Genomic DNA, 20,225 nt, shown 5'->3' with positions numbered 1-20,225 from the left:
GGGTCAGTGGCCCAGCCAGTCCTTCAGTTCGTCGGCATGCTCTTCCTCGTCCGAGAGGATGTCCTCGAGCATGCGGCGGGTGGTCGGGTCCTTGTCGCCGATCAGGTTGATCATCTGGCGATACGACTCGACCGCGATGCGCTCGGCCACGAGGTTGGCGCGCACCATGGCCTGCAGGTCGGTCGATTCGTCGTAGCCGGCATGGCTGCGTTCGCGCAGGTGTTCGGGCGCGAAATCGGGCTCGCCACCCAGTTGCACGATGCGCTCGGCGATGCGGTCGGCATGCGCCGATTCCTCGTTGGCATGCACGAGGAATTCGTCGGCGATGGCCGGCGATTCCACGCCGTTGGCGGTGAAGTAGTGGCGCTTGTAGCGCAGCACGCAGACCAGCTCGGTGGCGAGCGCGTCGTTCAGCAGCTTGACGATGTCGTCGCGCCACGGACCGTAGGCCGGGGTGACGGCGCCGTCGTCGAGGCTCTTGGCCGCGGCGTCGAGGCCCTTCTGGTCCAGCACCAGGTGCTGGTGGTCCTTCGCCGGAGTGGAGGCATTGGCTTTCATGGGGGATCCTTTCGTGGGGGAGTTGTTTTCTGCTGCATGAGCGTGTTCACGATGTCGGCCAGGTCGGAAGTCTTGAGCACCGCCGCCAGCACCGCCGTCACCGACAGCAGCCGCCAGGGCCTGACCAGCACCACCACCGCGCCGGTGGCGGCGGCGATCGCCATCAGCTTGGCCGGCTCCTTGCGCGCATAGCGTTCGAGCAGCGGCCGCGCCAGCTGGCCCGCCGCATGCGCCGGATGGCGGCGCCACCAGCGCTCGGCCATGCTGCGCGCGACCGAGGCCCAGATGCGGGCATTGCCGCCGCGGCCGCCGCCCGGATCGTGCGCGCGCTGGCCTTCGAAGGCGGCGCCGGCATCGTCGGGGTCGGATGGCGCGAAGGCCGCCTCGGCATCGCGCCGGGCGCGTTCCTGCTGCGGCGTGCGGTGCTCCGGCTCGGGATCGCGGCCGCCGTTGAGCTCGCGCACCAGCGCGCGGCGCGACAGCGCCAGCCGTTCCTTCGGCGTCAGCAGGGCGCGGGGATCAGTGCCGGCCATGGCGGCCTCCGGCTTCGTGAAGGGCCTGCAGGTCGGCGTCGACCTGCGCACGCAGATCGTCGAACCCATGGGCGATGAAGGGACGGGATGCGATCCAGGCGCAGATCGCGGCGATCGCGAGCGCCACGCCGGGGACCGCGACCAGCACCCAATGAAAACTGCCGTGCAGCACGCCCAGCAGCACCGCCACGCCGATGAGTCCCAGCGCCAGCACGAAGGTGGCTGCGGCCAGGATGCCCGCGACGATGCGGGCGATCAGCCCGCGGGCCGCGGTGCCCGACTCCTGCCGGACCAGGGCCGCGTAGTTGGCGATGTGTTCGGCGATGAGCTCCGGATGCCCGAGCACCGTGGAAAAGATCGGATGAAGCATGGTGCTGCGGAGCGGAGCCGATGCTTCAGTCGATCAATAGTCGTCCCGACGGCGGCTGGCCAGCACGATCAGTGCGGTGATGGCGGCACCGGCCGCGGCGGCGATCAGCACCGAGCGCACGGGCTGGTCGGAGATGTAGCGGCCGGTCACGTCGGCGGCCTGCTCGAGACGGCGCTGCGCGCGCGCGCTGGTGGTCGAGGCGGCATCGAGGCCGCGCTGCACGGCCTGCTGCACGCGCGCCGCCAGTTGCTCGACCGCCGGTTCCGCGTCGCGACGCAGCTCGCGGACCTTTTCGCCCGCCGCATTCACCGCATTCTGTGCATAGGCGCGCGTGGTATCGACAGCGTCGTTGGCGGTCTGGCGTGCGTCGTCGGCGAGTTGCTGGGGGGTCTTGGTCGTGTTCATGAAAAGTCCTTTCCGGGAATGAATTGCGAGAGCCTGTGGATCGTACCGACGCTACTTGCTTCGTAGCAAGCCGGCCAGGAAGCTCGCGATGGCGAGCACCGCGAAGATCACGAAAAGGATCTTGGCGATACCGACGGCGCTGGCGGCGATACCGCCGAAGCCGAACAAGGCGGCGATCAGCGCGATGACCAGAAAGACCACTGCGTAGTGCAACATGCGGAACTCCTTGGAGGCTGCCCTCGTTGTTGGAAAAGCCGCGTGTCCGAGGAGGAGGAACACGGCATGGACAGACCTTAAGGGCCGGCCCATGGCGGACCTGTCAGTGGCAGGGGGGGCGGGGCGTAGGAGATGGCCGAGTCCGCCCGGCGGCCCTGGAAATCGCGTGAATTCCGGCACGGATGCGCCGGCGCGGGGGGGGCGTGGTCCGGGCCTATGCCACCGGCAGCATCGCCGCGATGCGCGTGCCGTGCCCGGGCGTCGATGTCACCGTGAGCTTGCCGCGCGCGGCCTCCACGCGGTGGCGCATGCCGGCCAGGCCGTGCGTCGACGGGCGCATCTTCTGGGCGTCGAAGCCCTTGCCGTTGTCGAGCACCTCGACCACCACGTGCGTGTCGTGGTTCTTCATCGCGATCGTGGCCTCGGTGGCCTCGGCGTACTTGCCGATGTTGGTGAGGCTCTCCTGCACCATCCGGTAGATGGTGAGCTGGCGCGACTCGTCGGTGCTGACCGGCTCCAGCTGCATGTCGACGCGAATGCCCGAGCGCTCGCCGAACTCGCGCCCGAGGATCTCGAGCGAGGCCACCAGCCCGAGGTTGGCCAGGGACGACGGGCGCAGGTCCTCGATGATGCGGCGCTTGAGCGCGATGCCGCTGTTGAGCAGCTCGGTCAGATGCTGCAGCCGCTGGATCGCATCGGGCGCGTCGGCCAGCCGCGACTTCAGCCGCGCCACGTCGAGCTTGGCGGCGGTCAGCAGCGAACCCAGCTCGTCGTGCAGCTCGCGCGCCAGGAAGCCGCGCTCGGTCTCGCGCACGTCCTGCAGGTGGGTCGCCAGCTCGGCCAGCGAGGCGGTGCGCTCGCGCACCTCGTCCTCCAGGGCATTGCGCTCGCGCTGCAGGGTCTCCTGCTGGCGCTCGCCGATCGAGCGCAGCACGTGCGTCTGGCGCAGGTACAGAAAGAAGGCGAACAGGGCGGCCAGCGCCACGATGCTGGTGCCGAAGCGCGCCAGCCGCAGCGACAGCATCACCTGGGTCTGGCTGTCGTGCAGGGTCTTGTTGCTGAGTTCCACCAGGCCCCGGGCCTTCTCGCGGATGGCATCCATTTCCTCGCGGCCGACGTCGGTGGTGATGACGAACTTCCAGGCGTCCTCCTTGCCGTCCGAGCGCAGGCGCACGCTCATGTCCATCTCGGACACCTTGCGCAGCACGTGTTTCGACAGCTCGGCCAGCTGGGCCGTCTCGGCCGGCCGGCCGGCGTACTGCTCGCGCAGGCTCGCCAGGTTGCCGTCGATCTGCTTGATGGCGTTGTCGTAGGGCTGCCGGTAGGCGGCTTCCCCTGTCAGCAGATAGCCGCGCTGGCCCGTTTCGGCATCGAGGATGTTCTGCAGCAGCTGGTTGAGCACGCTGCGCACCTTCTGCGCGGCGTCGATCTCGGCCAGGGCGATACTGGACTGCCGGTAGCCCGCCTCGTTGATGCCGACGAGCGCCAGCGCCGCCAGTGCGGCGAGCAGCAGGCTCAAGGCCATTTTTGGGAACGCTAGCCAACGCATGAAACTTTTGGATCCGCTTTCAAGACAAGATCGTGAATAATTGACAACGATCAGGGAACCGGCATGTTGCGGCCCGCGGACCGGCAACACAACGACGAAAGTAACAGATGATCAAAATTGGAATTGTGGACGACCACGCCATCGTGCGATCGGGCCTCAGGCAGTTCTTCTCCGAGCACGTGGATCTGCGCGTGGCCGGCGAGGCCGCCAGCGGTCGCGAGGCGATCGAGCTCGTGCGCACCACCGAGCTCGACGTGCTGGTGATGGACCTGTCGATGCCGGGCCAGAGCGGGATCGATGCGCTTGCCATGATCCGTGCCAAGGCGCCCGACGTCGGCATCCTGATCCTGAGCGGCTACCCCGAGGAGCACTACGCGATGAACCTGATCCGGCAGGGCGCGAGCGGCTACCTCAACAAGGAGTGCGATCCGATGGAGATCGTCAACGCGATCCGCACCATCGCGCTGGGCCGCCGCTACATCACCCCGGCCGTGGCCGAACTGCTGGCCCGCCAGCTCGACCGCAAGGACGACGCCGCGCCGCACGAGCAGCTCTCGGAGCGCGAGTTCCAGGTGTTCCTGAAGCTGGCCAAGGGCGAGACCGCGGGCGACATCGCCAAGACGCTGTCGCTGTCGGTGAAGACCGTGAGCACCTACCGCACGCGGCTGATGGAGAAGATGAACCTCTCCTCCAACAGCGACCTCACGTACTACGCCCTCAAGAACAAGCTGATCGACTGAGAAAGCCACCGTTCGCGCCGGGCCTCAGCCCGGCTCCGGTGGCTGCAGCGCCACCGCGCGCAGGCAGAAATCGACCAGCGCGTCGATCTCGTTGGACTTGTCGAACACCGCGTCCACGCCGAACTGCGCACAACGCCTGCGGATGTCGGGCGTCGCATAGTTGCTGAGCACCACCACCTTCTGTTCGGGGCGCCGCTCGGTGCAGGCCTTCAGCACGCCCAGCCCGCTGCCCTGCTTGAGAAAGAGATCGACCACCGCGAGGTTCCAGTCGGCGGCATGCGTGCGCAGCCATTCGACCGCGTGGTCTTCGGTTTCCGCGTAGCCGATCACCACGGTGCGCGCCAGTTCTTCCAGGGTGCCGATGAGGTTTTCACGGATCGTGAGGTTGTCCTCGACGATGTAGGTCTTCAATCTGGAATCCATGACGAACCGCGCTTCCTCCGACGTTGCCCGAATGATGTGGGCCGCGGCGCCCGCCGTGTTCTCGTGGCTGGCGGCGGCTGGACCGGGCTCTGGACGATGAGGCCTCCCTGCCGCGCATCATGCAGGGTTCAGTGCGAGGCATCTGTAGGCGGGTTCCGACGCCCCCGCAGGCGAGGGCCCTGGCGTCGCTCGGCGCGCGGTAGGTGATGCCGCACGCGGGTTGCGGCCCTGCGCCGACCTGGACGGCGCGCGCGATGCGGTCATCATGCAGCCATGGCGATGGATTCCACCCGCACCCTCCCGCGCAGATTTCCGCTGTGGCAGAAGCTGATCGTGCTGCTGCTCGCGGCGCTGGTGATCGCCATCCTGTTCTTTCCCTGGGACGTGCTGCGCGAGCCCGTCAACCGCTACGTGAGCGAGAAGACCGGCCGCAAGTTCGAGATCACGCGCCGGCTCGACGTCGATCTCGGCTGGCGCCGCGCCACCGTCAAGTTCGACGGCATCGAGTTCGCCAACCCCTCGTGGGCGCGTGACCCCTACCTCGTGAAGGCCGAGCGCGCCGAGTTCGACATCCGCCTCTGGCCGCTGGTGTCGCGCCGCATCGAGATTCCGCGGCTGGTGCTCGCCTCGCCCACCGTGGGCCTGCAGATGGAAGCCGACGGCCGGCGCACCTGGGCCTTCGGCAAGGACACCTCCGACGCCGGCACCGCGCCCACCATCGGCACCATCGAGGTCGATGGCGGCGCCATCGACTTCCTGGCCAAGCACCTGGGCGTGGACATCCATGCCGATGTCAGCTACGACACCGCGCGCGGCGCGCTGCCGGTGCACTACCGAATCAAGGGCCGCTACAAGGGCCAGCCGCTCACGGCCCAGGGCCGCGCCGGCAACGTGATGCAGATCAACGCGGCCGGCGCGCCGCCGTTCCCGCTCGAGATCGACGCGGCCGCCGGCCAGACCAAGCTCAAGGCGGGCGGCACCGTGGGCTCGCTCGCCGACCTCGACGGCATCGATGCGAAGTTCGACATCCGTGGCCAGACCCTGGGCGCGCTGTTCCCGTTGCTGGGCATCGCGCTGCCGCAGACCTCGCCCTACGCGGTACGCGGCAATCTCAGCAAGCGCGGCAGCCTGTGGGAGGCCAAGGCGCTGCAGGGCAAGCTGGGCCTGTCCGACATCGCGGGCGACATGCGCTTCGACCAGGCGACCCAGGTGCCCTACCTCGCGGGCGAACTGCGCTCCAAGGTGATGGACATGGACGACCTCGGCCCGCTGATCGGCCTGCCGCCGACCGCGCGCACCGCCGCCACCGTCGAGGGCGTGGCGCCGCCGCCGACCGTGACCCAGGTCAAGCGCCCGGGCGGCAAGGTGCTGCCGACCGCGCCGCTGGACTTCGAGCGCCTGCGCGCGATGAATGCCGACGTGAAGTACACGGCCGACCGCATCCGCAACGTGCGCGACGTCCCGCTCGACAGCGGCAGCGTGCAGGTCAAGCTCAAGGACGGCGTGCTCACGCTCGACCCGCTGCTGCTCGGCGTGGCCGGCGGCAAGCTGGGCGGCGCGATCCGCATCGACGGCTCGAAGAACCCGGCCGACATCCGTGCCGCGCTCGACGTGCGCGCGATGCAGCTCGCGCGGCTGTTCCCCAAGCTCGAGACCACCGGCAACAGCCTGGGCCGGCTCGACGGCCGCATCAACCTCTCGGGCTCGGGCAGCACGGTCGCCAACTGGCTCGGCGGCGCTTCGGGCGACGTGGCGGTGCTGGCCGGCCGCGGCCAGTTCGGCAACCTGCTGCCGGTGTTCGCGACGCTGGTGGGCGGCGACATCCTCAAGTTCCTGCTGCGCGGCGACCGCGACGTCGAACTGCGCTGCGCGGCCGTGGCCTTCGACGTGAACAAGGGGCTGGCGACCGGCCGCACGCTGATGGTCGACACCACCAACGCGCTGTTCACGGCCACGGGGCAGGCCAATTTCGCCACCGAGGGGCTGGACTTCGTGGTCCACCAGGAGCCCAAGAGCAAGAGCCTGCTGTCGATCCGCACGCCGCTGGTGGTCAGCGGCAGCTTCGGCGATCCCAAGGGCGGGCTGCAGGTCGGGCCGTTGGCGGGCCGTGGGCTGGCTGCGCTGGCGCTGGGCGCGGTCAATCCGCTGCTGGCGCTGGCCGCGACCATCGAGACCGGTCCCGGCGAGGATTCCGACTGCAAGGCGGTGCTGGCCCAGGCGAACAAGCCGACCGCCGGTGCCGCCGCCAACGGTGCGGCACGGGCCAAGGGCGCGAAGCAGCAGCCCTGACCCCGAGCAGGGCTAGGGTGCGGGGCGGTGCGCCGCGCAGACGCCGCAATGCGGATCGCGCGCCACGCGAAGCGTGTCGAACGAAGCGCTTCGCCCATCGAACATCAGCAGCCGGCCCGCCAGCGACGGCCCGATGCCCGCGAGCAGCTTGAGCGCCTCGAGCGCCTGCAGGGTGCCGATGGTGCCGACCACCGGCCCGAACACCCCGAGCACCGCGCACAGCGTCTCCTCGAAGGCCGCGTCGGGCGGGAACAGGCAGGCATAGCAGGGCGAGGCCGGATCGCGCACGTCGTACACGCTGAGCTGCCCGTCGAAGCGGATCGCGGCCCCCGCCACCAGCGGCTTGCCGTGCGTCACGCAGGCGCGGTTGACGGCCTGGCGCGTCACGAAGTTGTCGGTGCAGTCGAGCACCACGTCGGCCGCCGCGACCAGCGCCGACAGCTGGTCGGCGTCGGGGCGCAGCACGTGGGTCTCGATGGCGATGCCGGGATTGATGTCGCGCATGGCCTGCGCCGCCGACGCCACCTTGGGCTGGCCCACGCGCGCCTCGGTATGGGCGACCTGGCGCTGCAGGTTGGTGAGGTCGACCTCGTCGTCGTCGACCAGCACGATGCGCCCCACGCCCGCCGCCGCGAGGTAGAGCACGGCCGGCGATCCCAGCCCGCCGGCACCGATCACCAGCACCCGGCCGGCGCTCACGCGCGCCTGGCCATCGATGCCGAATTCCTCGAGCAGGATGTGGCGCGAATAGCGCAGCAGGTCGTCGTCTTCGTTCATGGCGGGGAGAAAGCAAAAGGGACCGGTCTGGCCGGTCCCCTGCGATGGGATGCGAAGTCGGAGCGTCCGGAAGGGGCTCGCGCCCCGGCCGGTCAGTTCTCCTTCTTCTCTTCCTTGTTGTCGACGATCACCTGCGTCTTGCTGACCAGCACCGGCTGGCCCTTGAGGCGGTTGAGCGCCTGCACCAGCGGGAAGTCCTTGTCGGAGCCGAACTCGGGCACCTTGCGGTCCTGCGGCGGCTTCTTGGCTTCTTCCTCGAGGCGCTTGCGGGCCTCGTCGCGGGCCTTCTCGCGCTCGGGGTCCTTGACCTCGGGGCCCTGGCCGCTGGCCAGGTGCTTCTCGAGGTCGGCCTCGCGCATGCGCAGCGCGGCGAAGGGGCTGCCCTCGGCGCTCTCGTCGACCAGCACGTTCGGCACGATGCCCTTGGCCTGGATCGAGGTGCCGCTGGGCGTGTAGTAGCGCGCGGTGGTGATCTTCAGGCCGGTGTCGGGGCCGAGCGGACGCACCGTCTGCACCGAGCCCTTGCCGAAGGTCTGGCTGCCCATGATGGTGGCGCGCTTGTGGTCCTGCAGCGCGCCCGCGACGATCTCGCTGGCCGAGGCCGAGCCTTCGTTCACGAGCACCACCAGCGGCACCGACTTCAGCGCGGCCGGCAGGCTGCGCAGCGGGTCGCTGCCGGAGCGGCGCTGGTAGAACTCGGGCGCCGCCTTGTAGACCGCCTTGCTCTCGGCGAGTTGGCCGTCGGTGGTGACCACCGTGGCGTTCTCGGGCAGGAAGGCCGCTGATACCGCCACGGCCGCGTCGAGCAGGCCGCCCGGGTCGTTGCGCAGGTCGAGCACCAGGCCCTTGAGGTTCGGGTCTTCCTTGTACAGGTCGTCGATCTTCTTCACGAAGTCGTCGACCGTGCGCTCCTGGAACTGCGACAGGCGGATCCAGCCGTAGCCCGGCTCGATCATCTTGCCGCGCACCGATTGGGTGCGGATTTCCTCGCGCGTGATCGTGACCGGGAAGGTGCGGCTCTCGTCCTTGCGGAAGATCGTCAGCAGCACCTTGGTGTTGGCCTCGCCGCGCATGCGCTTGACCGCCTCGTTGAGCGACAGGCCGCGCACCGCGGTGTCGTCGATCTTGGTGATCAGGTCATTGGGCTTGAGGCCGGCGCGGAACGCGGGCGAGCCCTCGATCGGGGAGACCACCTTGATCAGGCCGTCTTCCTGCGAGATCTCGATGCCCACGCCGACGAAGCGGCCGGTAGTGCCTTCCCTGAATTCCTTGAAGGACTTCTTGTCGAAGTACTGGGAATGCGGGTCGAGCCCGGCGACCATGCCGGAGATGGCGTCGGAAATCAGCTTCTTCTCGTCGACCGGTTCGACGTAGTCGCTCTTGACCATGCCGAACACGGCAGCGAGTTGCTGCAGTTCCTCGAGCGGCAGTGGCGCGAGCGAGCCGCGCGCGACGGTCTGCAGCGAGGCGGTGGTCAGGACGCCTGCGACGGCGCCGGCGGCGACCCAGCCGGTGATCTTGAGTTTCTGGCCCATGGGTAAGTGTCCTTGTCGGCTGTCGAACCAATATACACAGCTTGGAAACAAATTGCCCGCCGGGGTTCCACGGGTGGAGCGGCGGGCACGGTTTTTCTACAGCGCGGCTTCAGCCTTTGCCTTGCGAGGCGACCGCGGCGGCGGCTTTCTCGGCGGCGGCGGCATCGCCCAGGTAGTAGTGCCGCAGCGGCTTGAGATCGTCGTCGAGCTCGTACACCAGGGGAATGCCGTTCGGGATGTTCAGGCCGACGATGTCGTCGTCCGAGATGCCGTCCAGGTACTTCACCAGCGCGCGGATCGAGTTGCCGTGCGCCGCCACCACGAGGCGGCGGCCGGTGCGGATGGCCGGGGCCATCGACTCGTTCCAGAACGGCAGCACGCGCGCCACCGTGTCCTTCAGGCATTCGGTCAGCGGGATCTGCTCGGGCGCGAGCTTGGCGTAGCGCACGTCGCCGCGCTCGCTGCGCGGGTCGTCGGCTTCCAGCGGCGGCGGCGGCGTGCCGTAGCTGCGGCGCCAGACCAGCACCTGCTCGTCGCCGTACTTCTTGGCCGTCTCGGCCTTGTTCAGGCCCTGCAGGCCGCCGTAGTGGCGTTCGTTGAGGCGCCACGAATGCACCACCGGCAGCCAGGTGCGGTCGAGTTCGTCGAGCGTGTGCCACAGGGTGCGGGTGGCGCGCTTGAGCACGCTGGTGTAGGCCACGTCGAAGTCGTAGCCCTCGGCCTTCAGCAGCCGGCCCGCCTGCTTGGCCTGCTCGACGCCGGTCTCGGTCAGGTCGACGTCGGTCCAGCCGGTGAAGCGGTTTTCGAGGTTCCAGGTCGATTCGCCGTGGCGGATCAGTACCAGTTTGTGCATGTCGGAGGCCTTTGGCAGCGCTTTGTAAACCCGACATTCTAAAATCCCGGGTTTGCCTCTCTCCAAGGAACCCCCGTGAAATTGATCGAATTCGTCACCGCGAACTGGATGCTGGTCCTGATCGTGCTCAGCTCGGGCGCCATGCTGGCCTGGCCGCTGATTCGCGGCGCGGGGGGCGGCACGCTGACGGCCGACGCGGCGGTGCACCTCATCAACCGCGAGCGCGCGGTGCTGGTGGACCTGCGCGATCCCGAGGAATTCGCCGCCGGCCACATGATCGGCGCGAAGAACGTGCCGCTGGCCCAGCTCGAGGAAAAGCTGGCCTCCACGGTCAAGAACAAGAACGTGCCGCTGCTGCTGGTGTGCGAGAACGGCTCGCGCGCGCAGCGCGCGGTGGCCGCGGCCAAGAAGCTGGGTTACGAGCAGGCCCAAGCGGTGTCCGGCGGACTCAAGGCGTGGAAAGCGGCTAACCTGCCGGTTGAAAAGGCCTGAACCCCACCGAGATACGAACCATGCAAGCCGTCAAGATGTACACCACCGCCGTGTGCCCCTACTGCACACGCGCCAAGCAGATCCTCAAGTCCAAGGGCGTCGAGCAGATCGAGGAGATCCGCATCGACAGCGATCCCCAGGCGCGCATGGCCATGATGGAGATCACCCAGCGCCGCACGGTGCCGCAGATCTTCATCGGCGACACCCACGTGGGCGGCTGCGACGACCTGATGGCGCTCGACAGCCGTGGCGGCCTGGTACCGCTGCTGCAGGGCCAGGCGGCCTGATTCAAGGCCGGCCGACCGCCGGTCCGTAGCCGTCACATCGCCGGGCGATAATCGCCCGTTCACCATCTGCGGCCCGCCGCGGGAAACCATCCCCCGGCGGGCCTTGTTTTGACCCTCGAAAGTTCAGCCATGGCCGACCAGCAAGCCCAAGATCCCGTGTTCCAGATCCAGCGCGTCTACCTCAAGGACCTGTCGCTCGAACAACCCAACTCGCCCGCGATCCTGCTGGAACAGGAACAGCCCACCGTCGACATCCAGCTCGGCGTGGACGCCCAGCCCGTGGCCGACGGCATCTTCGAGGTGTCGGTGTCCGCCACCGTGCAGACCAAGATCGGCGACAAGACCGTGTTCCTGGTCGAAGCCAAGCAGGCCGGCATCTTCGAGATCCGCAACCTGCCCGAAGACCAGATGGGCCCGATCCTCGGCATCGCCTGCCCGCAGATCGTCTACCCCTACCTGCGCGGCAACGTGGCCGACGTGATCCAGCGCGGCGGCTTCCCGCCCGTGCACCTGGCCGAGATCAACTTCCAGGCCATGTACGAGCAGCAGCAGGCCCAGGCCGCCGGCCAGCCTTCGCCCATCGTCACGCAATAAGCCTGACGGCACGCAACGCCGCGACGCCGATGAAGATCTGCGTTCATGGCGCCGGCGCCTGGGGCACGGCGGTGGCCGTCAATGCGGCCGCCCGCCACGAGGTCACGCTGTGGGCCCGTGACGCGGCCCAGGCCGAGGCCATCTCCCGGGCCCGCGAGAACACCCGCTACCTGCCGGGGCTGGCCTTGCCGGCCTCGCTCGCGGTGCGCGCGGGCGGCATCGGCCAGGCGCAGGCCGGCGCCGACCTGGTCATCGTGGCCACGCCCATGGCCGCGCTGCGCCGGCAGCTCGAGACCCTGCGCGACAGCGGCACCCGCGTGCCGGTCGCCTGGCTCTGCAAGGGCGTGGAGCCCGCGCAGGCCGCGAACACCACCGCCTCCTCCTTCGGCCTGCTGGCCCACGAAATCCGCGCGCAGGTCGCGCCCGATCTGCTGGCCGGCGTGCTCAGCGGCCCGAGCTTCGCGCAGGAAGTGGCCGAGGGCCGCCCGACCGCGCTGGTCGCGGCCAGCCCGCATGCCGCCGTGCGCGACGCGCTGGTCGACGCCTTCCATGGTCCCGCGCTGCGCGTCTACGCCAATGACGACATCGTCGGCGTCGAGGTCGGCGGCGCGGTCAAGAACGTGCTGGCCATCGCCACCGGCCTGTGCGACGGCCTCGCGCTGGGCCTCAACGCGCGCGCCGCGCTGATCACGCGCGGCCTGGCCGAGATGACCCGCTTCGGCCTCGCGCTCGGCGCCCGCACCGACACCTTCATGGGCCTGTCGGGCCTGGGCGACCTGGTGCTCACCGCCACCGGCGACCTGTCGCGCAACCGCAAGGTCGGCCTGCTGCTGGCCCAGGGCCGCACCCTGGCGCAGGCGGTCGATTCGCTGGGCCACGTGGCCGAGGGCGTCTACTGCGCCCGCACCGTGGTGCAGCGCGCGCGCGGGCTGGGCGTGGAAATGCCCATCGCCGAAGGCGTGGTCGCGCTGCTCGACGGCCGCGTGAGCCCCGCCGACGCCGTGGCCGCGCTGACCGGGCGCGACCCGGTGCCCGAATCGGTTCGGCCGCCCCCATAACAACATCCGGAAGACAAACCGCCCCATGCGTTCCCGTTTCGATTTCTCCGCGCCGGCCATCGCCGCGCTGGCCCAGGCCGATGCGGCCCGCGCACTGCAGGAGGACGTCGCCGACGGCGACCTCACCGCCTCCCTGGTCGATGCCGGCCGCCGCGCCCACGCGCGCGTGCTGGTGCGCGAGCCGGCCGTGCTGTGCGGCGCGCCCTGGGTCGAGGCCACGCTGGCGCAGCTCGATCCGCAGGTGCGCATCGACTGGCGCTGCGCCGAGGGCGGGCGCTGCGAGCCGAACCAGGTCGTGCTCGAGATGGAAGGCCCGGCCCGCGCGCTGCTGACCGCCGAGCGCACCGCGCTCAACTTCCTGCAGCTGCTGAGCGCCGTCGCGACCAAGGCCGCGCTCTACAGCGACATCGTCGAGGGCACGCGCGCGCGCATCGTCGACACCCGCAAGACGCTGCCGGGCCTGCGCCTGGCGCAGAAGTACGCGGTACGCACCGGCGGCGGCCTCAACCACCGCATCGGCCTGTACGACGCCGTGCTGATCAAGGAAAACCACATCGCCGCGGCCGGTGGCGTGGCCGCCGCGCTGCGCGCCGTGGCTCCGGCCGCCGAGCGTGCCGATTTCGTCGAGATCGAGGTCGAGACCCTGGCGCAGCTGCGCGAGGCGCTCGACGCCGGCGCGCGCATGGTGCTGCTCGACAACATGGACCTGCCGACCCTGCGCGAGGCGGTGCGCATCAACGACGCCGCCGGCGAAGGCCGCGCGGTGCTCGAGATATCGGGCGGCGTCACGCTCGACGGCCTGCGCGAACTGGCCGAGACCGGCGTCGACCGGATCTCGGTCGGTGCGCTGACCAAGGACGTCAAGGCCATCGATTTCTCGATGCGCTTCCAGGACCGCTGAGGGAGACGCGCACATGGCTTCCTCCGCCGTCATCGATGTCGAGTACGAACAGCCGGCCGAAGGGAGCGTCTGCGACACCCGCCGCGCCTGGGCCCGCGTACCGCCCGAGCCCACGTCCACCGAGCGAGAGGCGCTCAAGGAGCGCATCCGCCGCCTGCTGCGCGAGCGCAACGCGGTCATGGTGTCGCACTTCTACGTCCACCCCGACCTGCAGGACCTGGCCGAGGAAACCGGCGGCATCGTCAGCGATTCGCTCGAGATGGCGCGCTTCGGTCGCGACCATGCGGCCGGCACGCTGGTGGTGTCGGGCGTGCGCTTCATGGGCGAGACCGCCAAGATCCTGTCGCCCGAGAAGCGGGTGCTGATGCCCGACCTCGACGCCAACTGCTCGCTCGACCTGGGCTGCCCGGTCGACGAATTCGGCGCCTTCTGCGACGCCCATCCCGACCGCACCGTGGTCGTCTACGCCAACACCAGCGCCGCCGTGAAGGCGCGCGCCGACTGGCTCGTCACCTCGAGCTGCGCGCTCGACGTGGTGGGCGCGCTGCATGCGCAGGGCCGCAAGATCCTCTGGGGCCCCGACCGCCACCTCGGCGACTACATCCAGCGCCAGACCGGTGCCGACATGGTGAGCTGGAACGGCGCCTGCATCGTGCACGACGAATTCAAGGCGCTCGAGCTCGAGCTGCTCAAGCAGGCCCATCCGCGCGCCAAGGTGCTGGTGCATCCCGAGTCCTCGGCCGAGGTGATCGCGCTGGCCGATGCCGTGGGCTCGACCTCGGCGATCCTCAATGCCGCGCGCCAGCTCGACGCGACCGAGTTCATCGTCGCGACCGACAACGGCATGCTGCACAAGCTGCGCACGCTCAATCCGGGCAAGACCTTCATCGAGGCGCCCACGGCCGGCAACGGCGCCACCTGCAAGAGCTGCGCGCATTGCCCGTGGATGGCGATGAACGGGCTGGCCGACCTCGCGAACGCGCTCGAGACCGGCGCCGGCGAGATCCACGTCGACCCGGCGCTGGGCCTGCGCGCGCGCGTGCCGATCGACCGCATGCTGGCCTTCACGGCCGGGCTGAAGAACGGCATCGCGCCGGGCAGCCTGGTGGCGGGGATCGGCGCGGCCTGACCAGCCGGGCCGGGGCTAGAACTCCAGCGTGCAGGAGTCTCCCAGCGCCTCGCGCCACACCCGCACGCGCGCCAGCGAAGCCTGAAGCTCGCCCAGCGCCTCGGCGATGAACAGGCACAGGTTCTCCAGCGTGGGCGGATGCAGCCCCGGCACCTCGTCGAGCAGCCGGTGGTCAAGCCGATCGCGCACGTCGTCGAGCCGCCGCCGCAGCAGGCCCAGGTCGATCACCATGCCGGTCGCGGGATCGCGCTCGCCCGCGAGCCAGACCTCGGCGTGGTAGGTGTGGCCGTGGATGCGGCGGCTGCCTTCGGCCTCGATCTCGCGTTTCAGGGTGTGGGCGGCGTCGAAGAAGAAGCGTTGGCTGATCGTGAATCGCATGGGGAGCGCAGGAACGGGGAAGCGGGCATCAGCGGATGCCGGTGAACTTGTGGGTCTGCACGCTGAGGCGCCAGCGCGGCTGGCGCAGGCAGGCGTCGATGCACAGCGCGGTGTTGGCGGCCTGCCGCGGGCCGTCCATGGGCTGCAGGAAGCGGTGCGCGAACTCGCCGCTGCGCGCCATCGCGTCGAGGTCGATGCCCTCCTGCGGCCACACCAGCTTGAGTTCCTGGCCGCGCCGCTGCACCCAGGGCGCGCCGGCCTTGGGACTGATGCAGAGCCAGTCGATGCCCTCGGGCGCGGCCACGGTGCCGTTGCTCTCGACGGCGATGCGGAAGCCGCGCGCATGCAGCGCATCGATCAGCGCGGCGTCGACCTGCAGCAGCGGCTCGCCGCCGGTCAGCACCACGAGGCGGTGGCCGGCATCGTCGGCGGGCCACTGCGCGGCAATGGTGTCGGCCAGCGCATCGGCCTCCTTGAACTTGCCGCCCAGCGTGCCGTCGGTGCCGACGAAATCGGTGTCGCAGAAACGGCAGACCGCGCTGGCGCGGTCTGCCTCGCGGCCGCTCCAGAGGTTGCAGCCCGCGAAGCGGCAGAACACGGCCGGCATGCCGGCCTGGCCGCCTTCGCCCTGCAGCGTGTAGAAGATCTCCTTGACGCTATAGCTCATCGCGTCGCCACCCAGGGCTCGATCTCGAGGTTGTCGATCAGCCGCGTGCTGCCCAGGCGCGCGGCCGCGAGCGCCACCAGCGGCTCGGTGCCGTCGAGCGCGGCCGGCGGCTGCAGGTCGAGGCGGCGGCGCACCGTCAGGTAGTCGGGCTGCCAGCCGCGCTGGGCCAGTGCCTGCATCGCGCGCGCCTCGATTGCCGCGAGCTCGCCGCCGCCGCGCACGGCCTCGGCGATCTCCTTGAGCGCACGCGAGAGCTGCACCGCCTCGGCGCGCTCGCCTTCGCTCAGGTAGCCGTTGCGCGAGGAGAGCGCGAGGCCGTCGTCGGCGCGGCGCGTCTCGCCGCCCACGATCTCGATAGCCAGCGCGAACTGCCGCACCAGGTGGCGGATCATCATCAGCTGCTGGTAGTCCTTCTTGCCGAACACCGCCACGCGCGGCTGCACGCAGCTGAACAGCTTCATCACCACGGTGCACACGCCGACGAAGAAGCCGGGCCGGAAGTGGCCCTCGAGGATGTCGGCCAGCGCCGGGTCGGGATGCACCTTGCAGGTCTGGGGCTCGGGATAGAGCGCCTTCTCGTCGGGCGCGAACAGCACGTCGCAGCCGGCGGCTTCCAGCTTGGCGCAGTCGCTGTCCCAGGTGCGCGGATAGGTGTCGAAGTCCTCGTGCGGCAAAAACTGCAGCCGGTTCACGAAGATGCTCGCGACGGTGGCGTCGCCCAGCGGCTTCGCTTGCGTGACCAGCGCGATGTGGCCGTCGTGCAGGTTGCCCATGGTCGGCACGAAGGCAGGGCGCTCGAAGCGCGCCAGGTGGTCGCGCAGCTCGGGGATGGTGCGGGCGATGAACATGAGGCGGTCCTCCTTGGAACGATGGAAAAAAGAAGAGGGGGGCTTACCAGGCGTGCAGCCGGTCGTCGGGAAAGCTGCCGTCCTTGACGGCGCGCACATAGGCCGCGAGCGCCTGCGGGATGCCGCCGGCGCCGTCCATGAAGTTGCGCACGAACTTCGGCATGCGGCCCAGGTTCAGGCCCAGCATGTCGTGCAGCACGAGCACCTGGCCCGCGGTGCCGCGGCCGGCACCGATGCCGATGGTGGCGCAGCGCGTGAGTTCGGCCGTGAGCGCGGTGGCCAGCGCGGCCGGCACCATCTCGAGGACCAGCATCGCGGCGCCCGCGTCCTGCAGCGCCTGGGCTTCCTCGCGCAGCCGGGCCGCGGCGGCGTCGCCCTTGCCCTGCACGCGGTAGCCGCCGAGCGCATGCACGGTCTGCGGCGTCAGGCCCAGGTGCGCGCACACCGGGATGCCGCGCTCGACCAGGAAGCGCACGGTCTCGGTGGTCCAGCCGCCGCCCTCGAGCTTCACCATGTGGGCGCCGGCCTGCATCAGCACGGTGGCGCTGCGCAGCGCCTGTTCGCGCGACTCCTGGTAGCTGCCGAAGGGCAGGTCGGCGATCAGCCAGGCCGTGCCCTGCACGCGCCGCAGCCCGCGCGAGACGCTGTCGGTGTGGTGGCGCATGGTCTCGAGCGTGACGCCGACCGTGCTCGACAGGCCCTGGCAGACCATGCCGAGCGAATCGCCGACCAGCAGGCATTCGACGCCCGCGGCATCGGCCACGGCCGCGAAGGTGGCGTCGTAGGCCGTGAGCATCGCGATCTTCTCGCCGCGCGCATGCAGCTCGGCCAGCCGCGGCAAGCTCAGCGGCTTGCGCGTGGCGGGCTGCGAGGCCGGCGGCAGCGTGCCGTAGGGCGTGGCGGCGGTGGCTTCGTTCGGGGTTGAGGCGTTGGACATGGTTGGGTTTCTCCCTGCGGGCGTCGGTGGCCGGGCATCCTGGGTTGAAGAAAGCGGGAACGGGTGGGTCTATCGGTCGGCCGGTACCAGCACCGTGGGCGCGGTGGGCTCGGCGAGCGAAGGATAGTCGCGGCTGAAATGCAGGCCCCGGCTCTCGTGGCGGGCCTGCGCGGAACGCACGATCAGCTCGGCCACCTGCACCAGGTTGCGCAGTTCGAGCAGGTCGCGCGTGACGTGGAAATTGGCGTAGAACTCGTGGATCTCGGCCTGCAGCAGCGCGATGCGGTGGCTGGCGCGCTCCAGGCGCTTGTTGGTGCGCACGATGCCCACGTAGTCCCACATGAAGCGGCGCAGCTCGTCCCAGTTGTGCGAGATCACCACCGCCTCGTCGGCATCGGTCACCTGGCTCGCATCCCAGGCCGGCAGCGCCACCGCTTCGCGCGCCGGCGCGGCGCCGATGGCCGCGGCCGCCGCGCGCGCGAACACCATGCACTCCACCAGCGAATTGCTGGCCAGCCGGTTCGCGCCGTGCAGCCCGGTGCAGGCGGTCTCGCCGATCGCGTAGAGGCCCGGCAGGTCGGTGCGGCCGGCCAGGTCGGTGACCACGCCGCCGCAGGTGTAGTGGGCCGCCGGCACCACCGGGATCGGCTCGCGCGTGATGTCGATGCCGAGTTCGGCGCAGCGCGCGAGGATGTTCGGGAAATGCGCGCGCAGGAAATCCGGGCTCTGGTGCGAGATGTCGAGGTGCACGCAGTCCAGGCCATGCTTCTTCATCTCGAAGTCGATCGCGCGCGCCACCACGTCGCGCGGCGCGAGTTCGGCGCGCCCGTCGTGCCGCGGCATGAAGCGGGTCCCGTCGGGCAACTTGAGCAGCCCGCCTTCGCCGCGCACCGCCTCGCTGATCAGGAAGGACTTGGCATGCGGGTGGTACAGGCAGGTCGGGTGGAACTGGATGAACTCCATGTTCGACACCCGGCAGCCCGCGCGCCAGGCGGCCGCGATGCCGTCGCCGGTGGCGGTGTCGGGGTTGGTGGTGTAGAGGTAGACCTTGCCCGCGCCGCCCGTCGCCAGGATGGTGTGCGGCGCGCGGAAGGCCAGCACGTCGCCGCTGGCGTCGTCGAGCGCGTAGAGGCCCGCGCAGCCCGCCTCGGGCGCACCGAGCCGCTCGCCGGCGACCAGGTCGACCAGCGTGTGGTGCTCGAACAGCGTGACGTTGGGCGTGCGGCGCACGCGCTCGATCAGCACCTGCTGCACGGCCGCGCCGGTGGCGTCGGTCACGTGCACGATGCGGCGCTGGCTGTGGCCGCCCTCGCGCGTGAGGTGCAGGTCGCCGTCCTCCTCGGAGAAGGGCACGCCGAGCTCGCGCAGCCAGCCGATGGCCTCGGGCGCGTGCTCGACCACGAAGCGCGTGGCGGCCGCATCGCACAGTCCGGCGCCGGCCACCAGCGTGTCGTCGACATGGGCGTCGAAGCTGTCGCCCGCGGCCAGCACCGCCGCGATGCCGCCCTGGGCCCAGCCGCTCGAGCCGTCGGCCAGCGCGCGCTTGGTCAGCACCGCCACGCGGTGCGTGGGCGCCAGCAGCAGAGCCGCGGAGAGCCCGGCGAGGCCGCTGCCGACGATGAGGACGTCGAAATCGAGGGAGGAGGCCATGGCGCGCGGGAAGGGACGAGGGTCAGGGTCGGTGGTGCGGCAGCGCACCGGTCCGGCCCGACGGCAGGGTGAGAGGAAGTTGCCGCGCCGCCGGGCGGCGCGCGAAGGAGGTGGGCCGCATGGGACTCAGGCTGGGGAGTAGGCCAGCCGCACGTAGATCGGCGCGAAGGCCTCGGCCTGCGTGATCTCGATCAGCGTTTCCTTGGCCAGCTCGAGCATCGCGATGAAGGTCACGACCATCACCGGCGCGCCGCGCGAGACGTCGAACAGCTTCTCGAACTCCACGAAGCGCTGGCCCTGCAGGTGGCGCAGCACGATGCTCATGTGCTCGCGCACGCTGAGTTCCTCGCGCGAGATCTTGTGGTGCTGCACGAGCTTGGCGCGCTTCATGATGTCGGCCCAGGCATCGCGCAGGTCGACCACCGCCACCTCGGGGAAGCGCGGCTTGAGCGACTGCTCGATGTAGACCTGGGCGCGCCAGAAGTCGCGCCCGTAGGTCGGCATCGCGTTGAGCGAGGCGGCCTGCAGCTTGGTCTGCTCGTACTCGAGCAGCCGGCGCACGAGCTCGGCGCGCGGGTCCTCGGCTTCCTCGCCCTCGGCCGCCTTCTTGGGCGGCAGCAGCATGCGCGACTTGATCTCGATCAGCATCGCGGCCATCAGCAGGTATTCCGCTGCGAGCTCGAGGTTGGTCTGGCGGATCTCGTCGACGTAGCTCAGGTACTGCCGCGTCAGCGCGGCCATCGGGATGTCGAGGATGTTGAAGTTCTGCTTGCGGATCAGGTACAGCAGCAGGTCCAGCGGGCCCTCGAAGGCCTCGAGGAAGACCTGCAGCGCCTCGGGCGGGATGTACAGGTCCTTCGGCATCGCGAACAGCGGCTCGCCGTAGAGCCGGGCGAGCGCGACCTGGTCGACCACCTCGGGCATGGCCACGACCAGCGTGTCGCTGTCCTCGTCGCGCGGTCCGCTCATCGGGCAGGCGCTATCGAAAAAGTAGCGCCGTGCCCAGCATTGGCGGGCGACGGATGCCGCATCGGCA

The 20,225-nt window shown here is 69.9% G+C and carries 24 protein-coding genes; 8 read left to right on the top strand and 16 right to left on the bottom strand.

The features are described 5' to 3' along the window. Nucleotides 1–3: 3 nt before the first annotated feature. From KV106_RS28015 to KV106_RS27990, 6 genes are all read right to left on the bottom strand, one after another. The gene (locus KV106_RS28015) at nt 4–558 is read right to left on the bottom strand and encodes a ferritin-like domain-containing protein (protein WP_261213976.1); all 555 of its coding nucleotides are present in this window, start codon (nt 556–558) and stop codon (nt 4–6) included. Continuing rightward, nucleotides 555–1,091 carry a hypothetical protein gene (locus tag KV106_RS28010; RefSeq protein WP_261213974.1) on the bottom strand — a complete coding sequence of 179 codons (537 nt, stop codon included), beginning with the start codon at nt 1,089–1,091 and terminating at the stop codon, nt 555–557. The genes KV106_RS28015 and KV106_RS28010 overlap by 4 nt, the downstream gene beginning before the upstream one ends. Further along, the gene (locus KV106_RS28005; protein WP_261213972.1) at nt 1,078–1,461 is read right to left on the bottom strand and encodes a hypothetical protein; all 384 of its coding nucleotides are present in this window, start codon (nt 1,459–1,461) and stop codon (nt 1,078–1,080) included. The genes KV106_RS28010 and KV106_RS28005 overlap by 14 nt, the downstream gene beginning before the upstream one ends. Before the next feature lie 33 nt (nt 1,462–1,494). Next, nucleotides 1,495–1,866 carry a hypothetical protein gene (locus KV106_RS28000; protein ID WP_057592043.1) on the bottom strand — a complete coding sequence of 124 codons (372 nt, stop codon included), beginning with the start codon at nt 1,864–1,866 and terminating at the stop codon, nt 1,495–1,497. 51 nt (nt 1,867–1,917) lie between these two features. Next, nucleotides 1,918–2,082: a DUF1328 domain-containing protein gene (locus KV106_RS27995; protein ID WP_082321940.1), complete on the bottom strand. Its 165-nt coding sequence runs from the start codon at nt 2,080–2,082 to the stop codon at nt 1,918–1,920. A 214-nt stretch (nt 2,083–2,296) separates the two neighbouring features. After that, nucleotides 2,297–3,607, bottom strand: a complete 1,311-nt coding sequence (locus tag KV106_RS27990; RefSeq protein WP_261213971.1) for a CHASE3 domain-containing protein — start codon at nt 3,605–3,607, stop codon at nt 2,297–2,299. A gap of 131 nt (nt 3,608–3,738) precedes the next feature. Here KV106_RS27990 and KV106_RS27985 point away from each other — a divergent pair, with 131 nt between their 5' ends. Beyond that, nucleotides 3,739–4,371 carry a response regulator gene (locus tag KV106_RS27985; RefSeq protein WP_057592041.1) on the top strand — a complete coding sequence of 211 codons (633 nt, stop codon included), beginning with the start codon at nt 3,739–3,741 and terminating at the stop codon, nt 4,369–4,371. 24 nt (nt 4,372–4,395) lie between these two features. Here the strand turns inward: KV106_RS27985 and KV106_RS27980 are convergent, their stop codons facing one another. Continuing rightward, nucleotides 4,396–4,794: a response regulator gene (locus KV106_RS27980; protein WP_057592040.1), complete on the bottom strand. Its 399-nt coding sequence runs from the start codon at nt 4,792–4,794 to the stop codon at nt 4,396–4,398. Between the two features lie 279 nt (nt 4,795–5,073). On the opposite strand from KV106_RS27980, the gene KV106_RS27975 reads away from it, so the two are divergent. Continuing rightward, entirely contained in the window at nt 5,074–7,083 is a 2,010-nt protein-coding gene (locus KV106_RS27975; RefSeq protein WP_261213968.1) for an AsmA family protein, read from the top strand. A gap of 12 nt (nt 7,084–7,095) precedes the next feature. On the opposite strand, the gene KV106_RS27970 is transcribed toward KV106_RS27975, so the two are convergent. The 3 genes from KV106_RS27970 to gpmA form a co-directional block, all read right to left on the bottom strand. Further along, nucleotides 7,096–7,860, bottom strand: a complete 765-nt coding sequence (locus KV106_RS27970; RefSeq protein ID WP_261213966.1) for a HesA/MoeB/ThiF family protein — start codon at nt 7,858–7,860, stop codon at nt 7,096–7,098. A gap of 92 nt (nt 7,861–7,952) precedes the next feature. Next, a complete protein-coding gene (locus KV106_RS27965; protein WP_057592038.1) occupies nt 7,953–9,395 on the bottom strand; it encodes a S41 family peptidase in 1,443 nt (480 codons plus the stop codon). A gap of 109 nt (nt 9,396–9,504) precedes the next feature. Further along, the gene (gene gpmA, locus KV106_RS27960; protein WP_057592037.1) at nt 9,505–10,248 is read right to left on the bottom strand and encodes a 2,3-diphosphoglycerate-dependent phosphoglycerate mutase; all 744 of its coding nucleotides are present in this window, start codon (nt 10,246–10,248) and stop codon (nt 9,505–9,507) included. 108 nt (nt 10,249–10,356) lie between these two features. Here gpmA and KV106_RS27955 point away from each other — a divergent pair, with 108 nt between their 5' ends. The 6 genes from KV106_RS27955 to nadA all read left to right on the top strand — a co-directional run bounded on the left by KV106_RS27955 (nt 10,357) and on the right by nadA (nt 14,709). Continuing rightward, a complete protein-coding gene (locus tag KV106_RS27955) occupies nt 10,357–10,740 on the top strand; it encodes a rhodanese-like domain-containing protein (RefSeq protein ID WP_281077002.1) in 384 nt (127 codons plus the stop codon). 20 nt (nt 10,741–10,760) lie between these two features. Then, complete coding sequence (gene grxC, locus KV106_RS27950) at nt 10,761–11,027, top strand: glutaredoxin 3 (protein ID WP_057592036.1); 267 nt, start codon at nt 10,761–10,763, stop codon at nt 11,025–11,027. A 129-nt stretch (nt 11,028–11,156) separates the two neighbouring features. Then, on the top strand, nt 11,157–11,621 hold the full coding sequence (gene secB / locus KV106_RS27945; protein WP_057592035.1) for a protein-export chaperone SecB: 465 nt from the start codon (nt 11,157–11,159) through the stop codon (nt 11,619–11,621). Nucleotides 11,622–11,650: 29 nt separating this feature from the next. After that, nucleotides 11,651–12,679, top strand: a complete 1,029-nt coding sequence (locus KV106_RS27940; protein WP_057592034.1) for an NAD(P)H-dependent glycerol-3-phosphate dehydrogenase — start codon at nt 11,651–11,653, stop codon at nt 12,677–12,679. A gap of 25 nt (nt 12,680–12,704) precedes the next feature. Next, nucleotides 12,705–13,580: a carboxylating nicotinate-nucleotide diphosphorylase gene (gene nadC, locus KV106_RS27935; RefSeq protein ID WP_057592033.1), complete on the top strand. Its 876-nt coding sequence runs from the start codon at nt 12,705–12,707 to the stop codon at nt 13,578–13,580. A gap of 13 nt (nt 13,581–13,593) precedes the next feature. Beyond that, entirely contained in the window at nt 13,594–14,709 is a 1,116-nt protein-coding gene (gene nadA / locus KV106_RS27930) for a quinolinate synthase NadA (protein ID WP_261213960.1), read from the top strand. Between the two features lie 15 nt (nt 14,710–14,724). Here the strand turns inward: nadA and KV106_RS27925 are convergent, their stop codons facing one another. The 6 genes from KV106_RS27925 to KV106_RS27900 form a co-directional block, all read right to left on the bottom strand. Beyond that, a complete protein-coding gene (locus KV106_RS27925) occupies nt 14,725–15,087 on the bottom strand; it encodes a 6-carboxytetrahydropterin synthase (protein ID WP_057592031.1) in 363 nt (120 codons plus the stop codon). A 28-nt stretch (nt 15,088–15,115) separates the two neighbouring features. Continuing rightward, the gene (gene queE / locus KV106_RS27920) at nt 15,116–15,754 is read right to left on the bottom strand and encodes a 7-carboxy-7-deazaguanine synthase (protein WP_057592030.1); all 639 of its coding nucleotides are present in this window, start codon (nt 15,752–15,754) and stop codon (nt 15,116–15,118) included. Further along, nucleotides 15,751–16,602 carry a pantoate--beta-alanine ligase gene (gene panC / locus KV106_RS27915; RefSeq protein ID WP_261213959.1) on the bottom strand — a complete coding sequence of 284 codons (852 nt, stop codon included), beginning with the start codon at nt 16,600–16,602 and terminating at the stop codon, nt 15,751–15,753. The genes queE and panC overlap by 4 nt, the downstream gene beginning before the upstream one ends. Nucleotides 16,603–16,645: 43 nt before the next feature. Beyond that, the gene (gene panB / locus KV106_RS27910) at nt 16,646–17,539 is read right to left on the bottom strand and encodes a 3-methyl-2-oxobutanoate hydroxymethyltransferase (RefSeq protein ID WP_261213957.1); all 894 of its coding nucleotides are present in this window, start codon (nt 17,537–17,539) and stop codon (nt 16,646–16,648) included. Between the two features lie 69 nt (nt 17,540–17,608). Then, nucleotides 17,609–19,189, bottom strand: a complete 1,581-nt coding sequence (nadB, locus tag KV106_RS27905) for an L-aspartate oxidase (protein ID WP_261213955.1) — start codon at nt 19,187–19,189, stop codon at nt 17,609–17,611. A gap of 126 nt (nt 19,190–19,315) precedes the next feature. Continuing rightward, nucleotides 19,316–20,158: a segregation and condensation protein A gene (locus KV106_RS27900; protein ID WP_261213953.1), complete on the bottom strand. Its 843-nt coding sequence runs from the start codon at nt 20,156–20,158 to the stop codon at nt 19,316–19,318. Between the last annotated feature and the right edge of the window lie 67 nt (nt 20,159–20,225).

The organism is Variovorax endophyticus (assembly GCF_025376855.1).
GTDB lineage: Bacteria > Pseudomonadota > Gammaproteobacteria > Burkholderiales > Burkholderiaceae_C > Variovorax.
The sequence above is the reverse complement of the archived record's forward strand: the minus strand, read 5'-3'. Positions and strand labels throughout refer to the sequence as shown.

Excerpts from the sequence above, each read along its gene's own strand:
- KV106_RS28015 (WP_261213976.1), bottom strand. The coding sequence starts at position 558 with ATGAAAGCCAATGCCTCCACTCCGGCGAAGGACCACCAGCACCTGGTG.
- KV106_RS28010 (WP_261213974.1), bottom strand. The coding sequence starts at position 1,091 with ATGGCCGGCACTGATCCCCGCGCCCTGCTGACGCCGAAGGAACGGCTG.
- KV106_RS28005 (WP_261213972.1), bottom strand. The coding sequence starts at position 1,461 with ATGCTTCATCCGATCTTTTCCACGGTGCTCGGGCATCCGGAGCTCATC.
- KV106_RS28000 (WP_057592043.1), bottom strand. The coding sequence starts at position 1,866 with ATGAACACGACCAAGACCCCCCAGCAACTCGCCGACGACGCACGCCAG.
- KV106_RS27995 (WP_082321940.1), bottom strand. The coding sequence starts at position 2,082 with ATGTTGCACTACGCAGTGGTCTTTCTGGTCATCGCGCTGATCGCCGCC.
- KV106_RS27990 (WP_261213971.1), bottom strand. The coding sequence starts at position 3,607 with ATGGCCTTGAGCCTGCTGCTCGCCGCACTGGCGGCGCTGGCGCTCGTC.
- KV106_RS27985 (WP_057592041.1), top strand. The coding sequence starts at position 3,739 with ATGATCAAAATTGGAATTGTGGACGACCACGCCATCGTGCGATCGGGC.
- KV106_RS27980 (WP_057592040.1), bottom strand. The coding sequence starts at position 4,794 with ATGGATTCCAGATTGAAGACCTACATCGTCGAGGACAACCTCACGATC.
- KV106_RS27975 (WP_261213968.1), top strand. The coding sequence starts at position 5,074 with ATGGATTCCACCCGCACCCTCCCGCGCAGATTTCCGCTGTGGCAGAAG.
- KV106_RS27970 (WP_261213966.1), bottom strand. The coding sequence starts at position 7,860 with ATGAACGAAGACGACGACCTGCTGCGCTATTCGCGCCACATCCTGCTC.
- KV106_RS27965 (WP_057592038.1), bottom strand. The coding sequence starts at position 9,395 with ATGGGCCAGAAACTCAAGATCACCGGCTGGGTCGCCGCCGGCGCCGTC.
- gpmA (WP_057592037.1), bottom strand. The coding sequence starts at position 10,248 with ATGCACAAACTGGTACTGATCCGCCACGGCGAATCGACCTGGAACCTC.
- KV106_RS27955 (WP_281077002.1), top strand. The coding sequence starts at position 10,357 with ATGCTGGTCCTGATCGTGCTCAGCTCGGGCGCCATGCTGGCCTGGCCG.
- grxC (WP_057592036.1), top strand. The coding sequence starts at position 10,761 with ATGCAAGCCGTCAAGATGTACACCACCGCCGTGTGCCCCTACTGCACA.
- secB (WP_057592035.1), top strand. The coding sequence starts at position 11,157 with ATGGCCGACCAGCAAGCCCAAGATCCCGTGTTCCAGATCCAGCGCGTC.
- KV106_RS27940 (WP_057592034.1), top strand. The coding sequence starts at position 11,651 with ATGAAGATCTGCGTTCATGGCGCCGGCGCCTGGGGCACGGCGGTGGCC.
- nadC (WP_057592033.1), top strand. The coding sequence starts at position 12,705 with ATGCGTTCCCGTTTCGATTTCTCCGCGCCGGCCATCGCCGCGCTGGCC.
- nadA (WP_261213960.1), top strand. The coding sequence starts at position 13,594 with ATGGCTTCCTCCGCCGTCATCGATGTCGAGTACGAACAGCCGGCCGAA.
- KV106_RS27925 (WP_057592031.1), bottom strand. The coding sequence starts at position 15,087 with ATGCGATTCACGATCAGCCAACGCTTCTTCTTCGACGCCGCCCACACC.
- queE (WP_057592030.1), bottom strand. The coding sequence starts at position 15,754 with ATGAGCTATAGCGTCAAGGAGATCTTCTACACGCTGCAGGGCGAAGGC.
- panC (WP_261213959.1), bottom strand. The coding sequence starts at position 16,602 with ATGTTCATCGCCCGCACCATCCCCGAGCTGCGCGACCACCTGGCGCGC.
- panB (WP_261213957.1), bottom strand. The coding sequence starts at position 17,539 with ATGTCCAACGCCTCAACCCCGAACGAAGCCACCGCCGCCACGCCCTAC.
- nadB (WP_261213955.1), bottom strand. The coding sequence starts at position 19,189 with ATGGCCTCCTCCCTCGATTTCGACGTCCTCATCGTCGGCAGCGGCCTC.
- KV106_RS27900 (WP_261213953.1), bottom strand. The coding sequence starts at position 20,158 with ATGAGCGGACCGCGCGACGAGGACAGCGACACGCTGGTCGTGGCCATG.